This is a genomic window from Neobacillus sp. FSL H8-0543, assembly GCF_038592905.1.
Classification (GTDB): Bacteria; Bacillota; Bacilli; order Bacillales; family Cytobacillaceae; genus Neobacillus.
Genome location: NZ_CP151943.1, coordinates 4172134 through 4185594, shown reverse-complemented (window position 1 = coordinate 4185594; position 13461 = coordinate 4172134). Strand labels below are relative to the sequence as shown.

Annotated in this window: 11 protein-coding genes; all 11 read right to left on the bottom strand. The window is 38.6% G+C overall.

Features of this window, described 5'->3' with window-relative positions:
• Positions 1 to 53 precede the first annotated feature (53 nt).
• The 11 genes from hslU to ylqF all read right to left on the bottom strand — a co-directional run bounded on the left by hslU (position 54) and on the right by ylqF (position 13456).
• The gene (hslU, locus tag NSS81_RS21075; protein WP_342430585.1) at positions 54 to 1457 is read right to left on the bottom strand and encodes an HslU--HslV peptidase ATPase subunit; all 1404 of its coding nucleotides are present in this window, start codon (positions 1455 to 1457) and stop codon (positions 54 to 56) included.
• Between the two features lie 18 nt (positions 1458 to 1475).
• Positions 1476 to 2018: an ATP-dependent protease subunit HslV gene (gene hslV / locus NSS81_RS21070; RefSeq protein ID WP_342430584.1), complete on the bottom strand. Its 543-nt coding sequence runs from the start codon at positions 2016 to 2018 to the stop codon at positions 1476 to 1478.
• A gap of 347 nt (positions 2019 to 2365) precedes the next feature.
• A complete protein-coding gene (gene trmFO / locus NSS81_RS21065; RefSeq protein WP_342430583.1) occupies positions 2366 to 3673 on the bottom strand; it encodes an FADH(2)-oxidizing methylenetetrahydrofolate--tRNA-(uracil(54)-C(5))-methyltransferase TrmFO in 1308 nt (435 codons plus the stop codon).
• A 140-nt stretch (positions 3674 to 3813) separates the two neighbouring features.
• Positions 3814 to 5892 (bottom strand): type I DNA topoisomerase, encoded by a 2079-nt coding sequence (gene topA, locus NSS81_RS21060; RefSeq protein WP_342430582.1) that lies wholly within the window; start codon positions 5890 to 5892, stop codon positions 3814 to 3816.
• 441 nt (positions 5893 to 6333) lie between these two features.
• Positions 6334 to 7224 carry a DNA-processing protein DprA gene (gene dprA, locus NSS81_RS21055; RefSeq protein ID WP_342430581.1) on the bottom strand — a complete coding sequence of 297 codons (891 nt, stop codon included), beginning with the start codon at positions 7222 to 7224 and terminating at the stop codon, positions 6334 to 6336.
• 75 nt (positions 7225 to 7299) lie between these two features.
• Complete coding sequence (gene sucD / locus NSS81_RS21050; RefSeq protein WP_342430580.1) at positions 7300 to 8202, bottom strand: succinate--CoA ligase subunit alpha; 903 nt, start codon at positions 8200 to 8202, stop codon at positions 7300 to 7302.
• A 22-nt stretch (positions 8203 to 8224) separates the two neighbouring features.
• Positions 8225 to 9385, bottom strand: a complete 1161-nt coding sequence (gene sucC, locus NSS81_RS21045; RefSeq protein WP_342430579.1) for an ADP-forming succinate--CoA ligase subunit beta — start codon at positions 9383 to 9385, stop codon at positions 8225 to 8227.
• A 203-nt stretch (positions 9386 to 9588) separates the two neighbouring features.
• Positions 9589 to 10368, bottom strand: coding sequence for a ribonuclease HII (locus NSS81_RS21040; RefSeq protein WP_342434101.1), 780 nt, complete (start codon positions 10366 to 10368; stop codon positions 9589 to 9591).
• A 251-nt stretch (positions 10369 to 10619) separates the two neighbouring features.
• Positions 10620 to 11519, bottom strand: coding sequence for an L-serine ammonia-lyase, iron-sulfur-dependent, subunit alpha (gene sdaAA, locus NSS81_RS21035; RefSeq protein ID WP_342430578.1), 900 nt, complete (start codon positions 11517 to 11519; stop codon positions 10620 to 10622).
• 22 nt (positions 11520 to 11541) lie between these two features.
• Positions 11542 to 12204 carry an L-serine ammonia-lyase, iron-sulfur-dependent subunit beta gene (sdaAB, locus tag NSS81_RS21030; RefSeq protein ID WP_342430577.1) on the bottom strand — a complete coding sequence of 221 codons (663 nt, stop codon included), beginning with the start codon at positions 12202 to 12204 and terminating at the stop codon, positions 11542 to 11544.
• Positions 12205 to 12580: 376 nt separating this feature from the next.
• A complete protein-coding gene (gene ylqF, locus NSS81_RS21025; RefSeq protein WP_342430576.1) occupies positions 12581 to 13456 on the bottom strand; it encodes a ribosome biogenesis GTPase YlqF in 876 nt (291 codons plus the stop codon).
• Between the last annotated feature and the right edge of the window lie 5 nt (positions 13457 to 13461).

Here is a 13461-nt window from a genome sequence, read left to right as displayed (position 1 = left end):
TAAGGGTATTAGGAGATCCTACTTGTTTCTCCATACGACTTAAAGATTGCTATTTAAAGGATAAACTGACTTAGATCCTTATTTTTAGCGATGGCACCTAGTTTATCATCAACATATTGAGGTGTAATCGAAATTTTCTCCATCGTAATATCTGGAGCTTCAAACGATAAGTCTTCCAATAGTTTTTCTAGGATTGTGTGAAGTCTTCTTGCACCAATATTATCTGTATTTTGATTCACTTCAAAAGCAATTTCAGCTATTCTACGAATAGCATCGTCAGAAAATTCAATTTCTATACCTTCTGTACCCAATAATGCTTGATATTGTTTAATAATTGCATTATCTGGTTCAATCAAAATTCTAAAGAAATCATCGACGGTTAGTTTCGTTAATTCAACACGAATTGGTAAACGCCCTTGTAATTCAGGTATTAAATCTGACGGTTTTGCCATATGAAAGGCTCCAGCTGCAATAAATAAAACATAGTCAGTTTTAACTGATCCATATTTTGTTACTACTGTAGACCCTTCAACTATAGGTAAAATATCGCGCTGGACACCTTCACGCGATACGTCCGCTGAAGAGCCCCCTGAATTTTTGCTTGCAATTTTATCAATTTCATCAATAAAAATGATGCCTGTCTGTTCGGCACGGTAAACGGCTTCCGCTGAAACCTCATCCATATCGATTAATTTTGCAGCTTCTTCATTGGTCAATACTTTTCTCGCCTCACGGACAGTTAATTTTCTCTTCTTCCGTTTCTTAGGCATAAAGTTGCTTAAGGCATCTTGCATATTCATTCCCATTTGTTCCATTCCAGAACCTTGAAGCATATCAAACATGGAAGGGCTTTGCTCTTCCACTTCAACGGTGATGCTTTCATCCTCTAATTGACCTAGAGCAAGTTTTTCTTTTACGATTTTACGCTTTTCGGCAATAGAATAATCTTCTTGTTGCGTTTCTTGTTCCCCTGAAGTATTACCGCCGCCGAATAACATCTCTAACGGATTCTTATAGTTATTGGCTTTTTTGGGAGAAGGTACTAGTAAATCTACAAGCCTGCTGTTTGCATTTTCTTCGGCACGATCCTTTACAGCTAACATCCTATCTTCCTTTACAAGGCGGACAGATGTTTCAACAAGGTCTCTTACCATCGATTCGACATCGCGACCTACATAACCTACTTCTGTGAATTTAGTCGCCTCCACCTTTACAAATGGAGCACCAACTAACTTTGCAATTCGTCGAGCAATTTCTGTCTTACCGACACCTGTAGGACCGATCATTAATATATTTTTTGGAATAATTTCTTCACGAAGTTTTTCATTTAATAAGCCTCTTCTGTATCTGTTTCTCAGTGCTACAGCGACAGCTTTTTTTGCATCCTTCTGTCCAATGATATATTGGTCTAATCTTTCAACTATTTGGCGTGGTGTTAAATTGGTTGTTTTCGGCATAGTTTTCGGTCCCTCCCGTTAAAGCTCTTCAACGATAATGTTGTGATTTGTGTATACACAAATTTCAGCAGCTATTTCTAAAGAAGCCTTTGCAATTTCCTTTGCAGTTAGGTGTTCGCCTGAGTATTTCTTTAATGATCGTCCAGCAGCTAAGGCATAATTACCGCCTGAACCAATTGCTAGAATTCCATCATCTGGCTCAATTACCTCACCCGTCCCGGAAACAAGCAGTAAATCTTCTTTATTCATAACAATCAACATTGCTTCCAGCTTACGCAGCACCTTGTCACTTCTCCATTGTTTGGCAAGCTCAACAGCAGCTCTCTGGAGGTTTCCGTTGTATTCCTCTAATTTACTTTCAAACATTTCGAAAAGAGTAAAGGCATCTGCGACAGAACCTGCAAAACCAGCTAATACCCTTCCATTAAATATCTTTCTCACCTTTTTTGCAGTGTGCTTCATCACTACTGCATTGCCAAAAGTAACTTGGCCGTCACCTGACATTGAACATTGTCCTTTATGCTGGACAGCAAATATAGTTGTAGCATGAAATTGATTCAAAATATCTCCTCCTTTTGAAGTTATCACTAAGTATTTAGAGACATATATGTACTCAAAAAATAGCCGCTGTTTTTCTTAGGATCCTTTTGCTGTATACTTAAATCAATAAAGACGAGTATTTAAGTATACACCAGTTCAGGCATTGACACCTTCTTTGTTCATTCATGAACAGAAAGAATTTACTGACAGCATGTTACTAATGTTCAATTGTATATTGTGAGTAATACCTGTTCATTTGTAAACACTCGACAAGTAACGTTACTAAAACATTCACATTTTTCACCAATTTACTCAGCTCACAAAGGCTATTAAAGCGTAACATACTTCCCTAAGCCTTGCAATATTATTTACAAAACCTTCACAAAGTTCTGAATTGTTTCCAATGCCCTGTTAGCATGCTGTAAATTCCGTTCTTGTTTACCTCTTATTTTTTCTGGTAAATCGGGGAATAGTCCAAAATTTGCATTCATCGGCTGGAAATTTTTAGCGTTAGTTGTTGTAATGTAACGGGCCATACTGCCAATTGCCGTTTCCGCGGGAAACTCGACTGTAGCTTCACCCATAGCCAAACGTGCTGCATTCAAACCTGCAATTAATCCGCTTGCTGCTGACTCAACATACCCCTCGACACCTGTCATTTGTCCTGCAAAGAATAAATCATTCCGATTTTGGAATTGATAAGTTGCTTTTAACACCTTAGGTGAATTAATAAAGGTGTTACGGTGCATTACTCCATAGCGAATAATTTCAGCGTTTTCAAGTCCAGGAATTAGCTGGATGACTTCTTTTTGAGCACCCCACTTTAGGTGTGTTTGGAAGCCAACAATATTATAAAGTGTTCCTGCTGCATCATCCTGGCGAAGCTGCACAACAGCAAACGGCCGTTTTCCAGTCTTTGGGTCTTCCAATCCAACTGGCTTTAAAGGGCCAAACAGCATAGTTTTCTTACCACGCTGCCCCATTACTTCAATTGGCATACAGCCTTCGAAAAATACTTCCTTTTCAAATTCCTTTAATGGCACCGTTTCAGCAGTAATTAGTGCATCATAAAAGCGGTTAAACTCTTCCTCATTCATCGGGCAGTTTAAATAAGCTGCTTCTCCTTTATCATAACGGGACTTTAGGTAAACCTTGTCCATATTAATACTATCTTTTTCAAGAATAGGTGCAGCAGCATCATAAAAGTAGAGGTATTCCTCACCTGTTAGTGTTTTTAGTTTTGCCGATAAATCAGGACTCGTTAGCGGCCCTGTAGCAATGACTGTAATTCCTTCTGGTATTTCTGTTACTTCTTCGTTGATAACTGTAACATTTTCATGATTTTTGACCATCTCGGTTACTCTAGATGCAAATTCGTGGCGATCAACAGCCAGGGCTCCTCCTGCAGGTACCGAACAGGCATCTGCTGATGAAATAATTACAGAATCAAGAATTCTCATTTCTTCCTTTAAAACACCTACCGCATTCGTTAATGTATTTGCTCTCAATGAATTACTACAAACTAATTCTGCAAATTTATCTGTGTGGTGTGCAGGTGTTTGTTTCACTGGTCTCATTTCATAAAGACGAACCTTAACTCCACGTTTTGCAATTTGCCATGCAGCCTCACTTCCAGCTAAACCAGCACCTATTACATTTATTGTAATTTCACTCATTATCTTCCTCCTGAAATCCTAGCGATAAAAACTTATTTATACTCTTCCCTCTTTTTAGCCCATCTTGCATTGTACTATACGAATCACATATAAAAAAGTTTTAAATATTGAAAAATAAAAAAAGTGAGCTTAGCTCACTTTTAATTTTGTGGTTCTTCCTTATAATCACATTCGGTACACTGTACTTGAACACCTTTTTTTAATTTCTTCTCAACAAGCGGTCCCTCGCATTTTGGGCAGCTTCTTGGTAAGGGTTTATCCCACGAAATAAATTCACAGGCAGGAAATTGATCGCAGCCGTAAAATATTCTCTTTTTCTTACTTTTCCGCTCAATAATATTTCCTTCTTTACATTTAGGGCAGGTAACTCCAATTTCCTTCACAATTGCCTTCGTGTTCCTGCAATCAGGAAAATTGCTGCAGGCCATAAATTTCCCGTATCGGCCCATTTTGAAGACCATCGGATTTGAACATAGCTCACAATCTTCGCCTGCTGGCTCATCCTTAATTTCCACTGATTGCATTTCCTTTTCGGCATTCTCTAAATCTTTTTCAAAGTCACGGTAAAATTCATCGATGACTTCAACCCAGCGAACATTTCCATCCTCTACATTATCTAAATCCTTTTCCATTTTCGCAGTAAATTTGACATCAAGAATATCTGGAAAAAATTCAAAGATTAGTTCGTGAACAATTTCCCCCAATTCAGTCGGAATAAATCGTTTATTATCAAGAGAGACATAGCCTCTTTTTTGAATTGTATCCAGGGTTGGTGCATAGGTAGATGGTCGACCTATTCCTATCTCTTCCATCGTCCTTACTAATCTTGCCTCTGTATACCTTGGCGGTGGTTGAGTAAAGTGCTGTTTAGGTGTAATATCCTTTTTGAATACTTCATCCCCTTCACAAAGGTCTGGTAGCATCTTATCCCCCTCATCCACTTGATCATCTGTTCCTTCTACATAAAGTTTCATAAACCCTGGGAATTTTATTTTTGAACCTGTGGCACGGAACAGCACATTCCCATTTTGTAGGTCTACACTCATTGTATCCATGATCGCTTGAGACATTTGACTTGCCAAGAATCGTTCCCAAATAAGTTTATATAAGCGGAATTGGTCTCTCGATAAGTACTGTTTTACGCTATTTGGTTCCCGTAACGTACTTGTAGGGCGTATCCCTTCATGGGCATCTTGGGCATTTGATTGTTTTTTTTCTTTTCTTTGTTCTTCTTTTAAGTAAGTCTCACCGAATTCTTTTCGGATATATTCTGCTGCTTCTGCCTGTGCTACTTCCGAAATACGAGTAGAATCCGTTCTCATATAAGTAATCAGACCGACTGTACCAGATGAACCCAGCTCAATTCCCTCGTAAAGCTGCTGTGCAAGCATCATCGTTTTCCTAGCACGGAAATTAAGTTTTCTTGCTGCTTCTTGTTGCAGTGAGGATGTGATAAAGGCTGGTGATGGATTACGTTTTCTTTCCTTTTTAGATACGGAAACAACCTTAAATTTATCACCCTTCATTTCTTTTAAAATTGCATCTACATCATCTTGCGACTTTAATTCAGTTTTTTTATCTCCCAATAAGGAATAAAAAAGGGAACTAAAATGATCCTTCCCCTTAAATAATTCACCTTCTATTGTCCAATATTCTTCGGGAATAAACGCTTTTATCTCATTTTCTCGATCAATGATTAACCGAACAGCGACGGATTGGACACGTCCGGCACTTAGCCCTTTTTTCACTTTTTTCCAAAGAAGTGGACTTATGTTATAACCAACAAGACGATCAAGAATTCTCCTTGCTTGCTGCGCGTCAACAAGATCCATGTTAATTGGACGCGGATGTTTAAAGGACTCTTTTATCGCATCCTTCGTAATTTCATTAAAAACTACGCGACAATCAGAAGTAATATCAACATTTAAACTATGAGCAAGATGCCATGCAATTGCTTCCCCTTCGCGATCAGGGTCAGCCGCGAGATAAATTTTCTTGGCCTTTTTAGCCGCTGCTTTTAATTCTTTAAGAACAGGTCCTTTTCCGCGAATCGTAATATACTTGGGTTCAAAGTTACTTTCTTTATAGACCCCCATTTGACTTCTTGGCAAGTCACGGACATGCCCCATCGATGCTTTTACTTTATATTTTTTGCCTAAATATCGTTCAATTGTTTTCGCTTTTGCAGGCGATTCAACAATTACTAAAAATTCTGACATTCAAAAGTCCTCCTTAGAGGGATATAAGAAGTGTCGAAGTACCCGGAAGCCGGCAAATGCCTGTTCCCTAGCGACTTACAATTTGAGAAGATTTCCTGGACCGGAGAAAATACTTTACAAAAATGACTTATCCCAAATTTTTCTTTTTATAATTGAGTTAACTATACTTATTATTATTTCGGTTAAATTACTAATAATTTTTAACCAATTTATTGGTTTTTGTCAACAATCAAAGGTCATGGGCTATCCAATTTCACTCTTCAAGGTTAATAATACTCCAAATTATACCTAATTACTCATTCTTTTTTTTTCGATTATCTGTTTGAGAATGTATAACATATTTAAATTAATTTCAACCTTTTTTAGCTAAATTCTCCAATTAGATAAAAAAAACCTGCAAAAAACAGTGATTTACGTAATAATTCGAAGTTTTCATCTTAGTTATAATCTAATCTCATCTAAAATATCCTCCGCACTAGTAACTAGCTTTGCCCCCTGCTGTATTAAGTCATTCGTTCCCGCCGAAAAAGGATTTAATATGCTTCCAGGTAACGAAAATACTTCACGTCCTTCGTTTACGGCAAAGTTTGCAGTAATCAGGGATCCGCTTTTTCGTTTTGCTTCTATAATAAATGTTCCTTTTGAAAGTCCACTGATAATTCTGTTTCTAGCAGGGAAATGCCATCTTAATGGTTTTGTATCCGGAGGATATTCGGAGATAACAAGCTGCGTTTTCATCATTTCTAATGCAAGGTCCATATTCTCTTTAGGATAGATGTGGTATAATCCACCAGCGATTACCGCGATAGTGTTTCCGCCATTTTTCATTGTATATTCGTGAACTAAGCTATCAATTCCTTTTGCTAAACCACTGACTGTAAGTACTTCATGTTTAATTAATCTAGGCAATATTAAGCGGATAGCATTCTTTCCATATTGTGTCGCTTGGCGTGACCCCACCACTGCCAGCTTAGTCTCTTTCGCAAGCAGCGATAAATCTCCTTTTGCAAATAAAACCCATGGCGGTTGATAGATTTCTTTTAATAATACGGGATATTCCTTATCAAATATAGTAATTATCTTGATTTCATTCTTTTCATATTGTTGAATTTGTTCATGGATGATTTCAGACTGTGGTATATTGACTGGCAGCTGTTTCGAGTGGCTTAGTTTGTTGGAGTCTTCGAAGAATAAATTTTGTTGAATGGGAATTGGATTGTGATGATTAAAGGAATGTAAATCGGGGTCCTTTTTTAAAATATGAAATACCATTTTCCATGTCACCTCAGGATAATGCAGTATAGAAATTAGTTTTTCATTAAAATCATCCATTATAAACCTCCATTTTTTTATAGAAGAAATAGCCCCTCGTATTAAGGGACTATTTCAGAATAAAGATAGAAAAGCTTAGTGTGTTTTACATTTTTCGTATAAGCCTTGTTCTTTCAGTGCTTCAATTAATGTTTCACCCATGACGGATGGTGTATCAGCCACTTTAATTCCGCACTCGTTCATGACGCGGATTTTTTCATCAGCCGTACCTTTACCGCCAGAAATGATTGCACCAGCGTGACCCATGCGTTTCCCTGGAGGGGCAGTCCGTCCACCGATAAAGCCGACAACAGGCTTGGTCATGTTAGCCTTAACCCACTCAGCAGCTTCTTCCTCAGCTGTACCACCAATTTCACCAATCATGATAACTGCATATGTCTCTGGGTCTTCATTAAAGGCTGTTAATACATCGATGAAGTTCGTGCCGTTAACTGGGTCTCCGCCAATTCCTACCGCAGTTGTTTGGCCTATTCCAGCTTGTGTTAATTGATGTACTGCCTCATAAGTTAATGTACCTGAGCGTGAAACAACGCCAACATGGCCTTTTGTATGAATATATCCTGGCATGATACCGATTTTACATTCATCGGCAGTAATAACACCCGGACAGTTTGGCCCTACTAAGCGTGTCTTTTTGCCTTCCATATAACGTTTAACCTTCACCATATCTAAAACCGGGATATGCTCAGTAATACAGATAGCTAATTCTAATTCTGCATCGACAGCTTCAATAATTGCATCTGCAGCAAAAGGAGCAGGAACATAAATAACGGAAGCGTTAGCGCCTGTAGCAGCAACAGCTTCTTTAACTGTGTTAAAAACAGGTACTCCTTCTACTTCCATGCCGCCTTTACCAGGTGTGGTACCAGCAACAATTTGCGTACCGTATTCCAACATTTGTTTTGTATGAAAAAGGGCAGTTGAACCTGTAATCCCTTGAACTATTACTTTTGTATCTTTATTAATAAAAATGCTCACGATAATTCCCCTTTCTTCGATCCTATTTCACTAATGAAACGATTTTTTGTGCTCCGTCAGCCATTGATTCAGCAGATGTGATAGCTAAACCAGACTCAGAAAGAATTTTCTTGCCCAACTCAACGTTTGTTCCTTCTAAACGAACAACAAGCGGTACGCTTAGTTGAACTTGCTTAGCTGCCTCTACTACACCCTCAGCAATGACATCACATTTCATGATTCCGCCAAAGATATTGACAAAAATACCTTTTACGTTAGGATCAGAAAGGATAATTTTAAATGCTTCTGTTACTTTTTCAGCTGTCGCACCGCCCCCAACATCCAGGAAGTTAGCGGGGTCTCCGCCATAGTGCTTAACAATGTCCATTGTTGCCATTGCTAATCCAGCACCATTAACCATACAGCCGATATTACCATCTAGGGAAATATAGCTTAAATCATATTTAGATGCTTCAACTTCTTTTGCATCTTCTTCTTCAAGATCACGGTATTCCAGAATATCTTTATGACGATACAGTGCATTCGAATCAAAGTTTAACTTCGCATCCAAAGCCATTACTTTTCCATCACCTGTTATAACAAGCGGGTTAATTTCTGCAATTGAACAGTCCTTTTCGATATAGGCATTATATAGGCCCATCATAAACTTAACTGCTTGATTGACTAACTCTTTAGGAATATTTATATTGAACGCGATACGGCGCGCCTGGTAAGGCATTAACCCAATAACCGGATCAATTTCTTCTTTAAAGATTTTTTCAGGAGTTTTTTCTGCCACTTCTTCAATTTCTGTTCCGCCTTCTTCTGAGGCCATTAAAACAACACGGGAAGTTGCACGATCTAAGACAATACCAACATAGTATTCTTTCTTAATATCACAGCCTTCTTCTATAAGCAGGCGCTTTACTTCTTTTCCTTCAGGACCTGTTTGATGTGTGATCAATGTTTTACCTAAGATTTCAGCAGCATATGTACGCACTTCTTCTAGGTTTTTTGCAACCTTTACTCCGCCAGCTTTACCCCTTCCGCCAGCATGGATTTGTGCCTTTACAACGCATACCTGTGAACCTAGTTCTTTTGCAGCTTCTACTGCTTCTTCAACCGTGAATGCCACTTTTCCGTTAGGAACTAGGACCCCGTAGTTTCTGAGGACCTCTTTTCCTTGATACTCATGGATATTCATTTCCCATCCTCCTATCAAACTAATCAAAAAATTGATTCCGTTTTCATTTTATATAATGACACAAACCTTGTCCACCATTATGCAAAAAAAATTATATTAATCATAATATTCGAAAAAATACACCACAAATGAAGCGCTTACATAGTTTTGCTCTACTCCTAATTACTTTTGGAAAATAATAAAAACAGGCCTAAGCCTGTATATTATCTTGCGTGAAAAATCATATCTTTTACTGGTGCAAAACTTCTTCGATGATAAGGAGTAATTCCGTGTTTATTAAGTGCAAGAATATGCTCCTTCGTACCATAACCCATATTTTGTTGAAAACCGTATTCTGGATGCAACTTAGAGATTTCTTCCATCAACTTATCTCTTGCTACTTTCGCTACTATTGAAGCTGCTGCAATAGATACACTTTTTGCATCACCTTTAATGATCGATTCACTGGGAAACGGCGTTTCTAGTTTCATAGCATCAATCAATAAAAAGTCTGGTTTGGGGGTTAAAGAGACAATGGCTGCTTTCATTGCTTTTTTAGTTGCTTCATAAATATTGATTTGATCAATTTCACCCGCGTCCACCATAGCGATAGAATAGGCGATGGCTTCTTTTTTAATAATTTCAGCATATTCGCTGCGCTTTTTTTCAGATAGCTTTTTAGAGTCATCAATACCCGCTAAGAAAAAATCTTTCGGCAGAATAACTGCTGCTGTCACAACGGGACCTGCAAGTGGACCTCTTCCCACTTCATCCACACCAGCAATATATTTGAAGCCTTGTTGATGCCATTTATTTTCAAACACATTCATCTCATTGAACTTTTTTTTCAAAAGGTTTTCTTGAGCTATTTGCCTTTGCCGTTTATGTATTAATTGCTGTACGCCTTTACGTTCATCGTTCTGAATGCTTTTGAAAAACGGATCATTTTCGGTTTTAATCCTATTAAGTTTTTGTTCAATTTCAGCTATTGTAAGTCCATTCATTTTTTTCACCCGTTTGTAATCATACCTTTTTGTCCTGTTGTTATCAATGGAAAAAGCACACAGATTTGTGTGCCTTTTCACTATGAAAGTATGTTAAGTCGCCTGTTGATTTGCCCTCCAGGTGCTTCGCTTTCCGCAGGAGGTCCGGGGAGCCTCCTCGGCGCTTAAGCGCCTGCGGGGTCTCCCCTGCCCCTTATTCCTGCAGAAGTCTCGCACCTTCCGTTCAAATCAACAATGGTTTAACATTTCTTTTATGAAATAACTAGGTCTTTTAGTTTGATTGTGTTGCCGAATATTTCTTGTTCTAGTCTTCTTCCAGTTGGCGTTGCGGCCAGTCCGCCCTCGGCGGTTTCCTTTAATGAGGAAGGCATTGATTGCCCGATTAAGAACATTGCATGAATGACTTCATCACAAGGGATCTTACTTGAAATACCCGCTAAAGCCATATCAGCTGCAGTAATGGCATTTGAAGCTCCCATCGCATTCCGCTTCACGCAAGGGACCTCAACCAATCCCGCTACAGGATCACAAACTAATCCTAGCATATTTTTCAGTGTAATCGCCATTGCCTCTGCTGCCTGTTTAGGACTGCCCCCTGCCATTTCAACAATAGCAGCTGCAGCCATACCACTTGCAGACCCTACTTCCGCCTGACAGCCCCCTGAAGCACCTGAGATTGATGCATTATTTGCTACAACAAATCCGAAAGCTGCTGATGTAAATAAATATTCTATCATTTCATAACGGGTTGGCTTTAATTGTTCCTTTATCGCGAATAATGTGCCGGGTACTACCCCAGCAGATCCTGCTGTAGGTGTTGCACAAACAATTCCCATTGCAGCATTTACTTCATTCGTGGCGACAGCCTTACTAACTGCATCCAACAGGATATTACCAGACAGTGCTCTGCCGCTATTAATATAATTTTGGAGCAGAACCGCGTCACCACCGGTAAGGCCCGAATGGGATTTAACGCCATTCAGACCTCTTTCCACTGCTCGCTCCATTACCGATAGGTTCGTATTCATTTTTTCAATAATTTGCTCTCTCGTCAGACCGGTTACTTCTACTTCCTGCCGAATCATAATTTCTGCTATTTTTACATTATGCGTCTCTGCAAGTTCAACCAGCTCTGCTACATTTCGAAACATGTTGTGGCCTCCTGTTGTTTTTTTACTCAACCATCCTGATGATTTGAGTTACATTTGTTAAACTTTCTAATTCGGTAATAACCCCATTGGCTATTTTTTGATCGGTTTCAATGACCATTAATGCCATATCACCTTTTTCTTTTCTGGAGACCTCCATATGGCCGATGTTAATTTCATATTTTGATAATATGCTTGTTACCGAAGAAATCATCCCAAAGCGGTCCTCGTGGACGACAAGAATCGCTGGATGCTCCCCTGAAAGCTTTAACTTAAAGGAATTTAACTCAACGATCTCAATGGTACCTCCGCCAATGGAGATTCCAACTACCTCTAACTCGTTTTCTTCATCAAACAAATTTATTTTCACCGTATTCGGATGCTCAGGAACGGCCGTTTCCGTTACAAATTTCACTTCGATTCCAGCATTCTCCGCTAGCTCTAAGGCGCTGGGGATTCGTTCGTCAAACGTATCAAAGTCTAACAGGCCGCCAATTAACGCATAGTCTGTACCGTGTCCTTTGTATGTTTTTGCAAACGAACCGTACAATGAAATGATTGCTCTTTTAGGCTGTTTGCCAAACAATGTCCTAGCAACCCTCCCAATACGTGCTGCACCAGCAGTATGTGAACTGGATGGTCCAATCATAACTGGCCCAATAATATCGAAAGCCGATCTATATTTCATTTAAGTTGCTCCTTTAACTAACAATTGATTTTAAACCTAAGGCAAATAAACAAACCAACAGTTTGCCAAAACAATAATACCCGAACTTCTTCTTGATATACTTTACAAGGAATGCATCTAAGTATCCAGCAAAAAATCCTGGAAGTAGGAATCTAATATTAGAAATATTAATACCTTTCCTTTTACTTGTAAACGATTCCATTAGATAACAAAAAATAACAATTGTTATCAATCCTATTATTGGCTATTAAGCTTTTTAAAGAATAACATAATATAGATTCAAATAAAATTTTAATAGTTACAAAATTATTTTAGCAGTCATTATTAATATTTTGTACATAATAAAACTCCCCTTAATGGAGAGCCTGTTGGACTGCTATTCTTTTTCAGTATTTACCAATAGATCATTTGGACGTTCAAGGGTCAGTGGGCCAAATTTCTCAGATCTAATTTCTCTGATTACAATTTCCGCTACTTTATCATAATCTACGACTCCGCCTTCTTTTAGACAGCCTCTTAGTACGCCAATATGATCAAACATTTCAACGATATTTTCAGGGACAGCGTCAAGCTTATAGCGTTCCTTTAATCTCTCGGGATAATATTTTTCCAAAAAGGTTAATGAAAAAATAACAAGATCATGGAGATTTAGAAGTGTATCCTTGATAGCACCGGTTACAGCCAATTTTTTTCCAACCTCTTGGTCCTCAAACTTTGGCCATAGTATCCCCGGAGTATCCAATAGTTCCAATTCTTTCCCAACTTTAATCCACTGCTGAGCTTTTGTTACTCCTGGTGTGTTCCCTGTCTTTGCAATATTTTTTTTCGCAAGCCTGTTAATAAGAGTAGATTTCCCTGCATTAGGAATTCCTACAATCATTGCACGGATAGCCCTTGGGTTTTTTACTCCCTTAGCTCTCATCCGGTCAAATTTTTCCTTTAAGATTTCATGGGATGCTTGGACAATCTCCTTCATTCCTTCTCCTGCTTGAGAATTAATTGCCAGAGCTTTTATCCCTTTTCCCGCAAAGTACTTAATCCATTCTCTCGTTGCTTCTTTATCTGCCATGTCAGCCTTATTTAATAAAACCAGACGCGGCTTGTGCTGAATAATTTCATCAATCATTGGATTTCTGGAAGAATACGGAATTCTCGCATCCACCAATTCAAATATTATATCAACTAATTTTAACTTTTCTGTGACCTCTCTACGAGCCTTAGCCATGTGTCCTGGAAACCATTGAATCGTCAAAGCAG

What these genes read in the sequence shown, in the direction of transcription:
- sucC (WP_342430579.1), bottom strand. Translation starts at nt 9,385, where the DNA reads ATGAATATCCATGAGTATCAAGGAAAAGAGGTCCTCAGAAACTACGGG.
- sdaAB (WP_342430577.1), bottom strand. Translation starts at nt 12,204, where the DNA reads ATGAAATATAGATCGGCTTTCGATATTATTGGGCCAGTTATGATTGGA.
- hslU (WP_342430585.1), bottom strand. Translation starts at nt 1,457, where the DNA reads ATGCCGAAAACAACCAATTTAACACCACGCCAAATAGTTGAAAGATTA.
- trmFO (WP_342430583.1), bottom strand. Translation starts at nt 3,673, where the DNA reads ATGAGTGAAATTACAATAAATGTAATAGGTGCTGGTTTAGCTGGAAGT.
- dprA (WP_342430581.1), bottom strand. Translation starts at nt 7,224, where the DNA reads ATGGATGATTTTAATGAAAAACTAATTTCTATACTGCATTATCCTGAG.
- NSS81_RS21040 (WP_342434101.1), bottom strand. Translation starts at nt 10,368, where the DNA reads ATGAATGGACTTACAATAGCTGAAATTGAACAAAAACTTAATAGGATT.
- sdaAA (WP_342430578.1), bottom strand. Translation starts at nt 11,519, where the DNA reads ATGTTTCGAAATGTAGCAGAGCTGGTTGAACTTGCAGAGACGCATAAT.
- topA (WP_342430582.1), bottom strand. Translation starts at nt 5,892, where the DNA reads ATGTCAGAATTTTTAGTAATTGTTGAATCGCCTGCAAAAGCGAAAACA.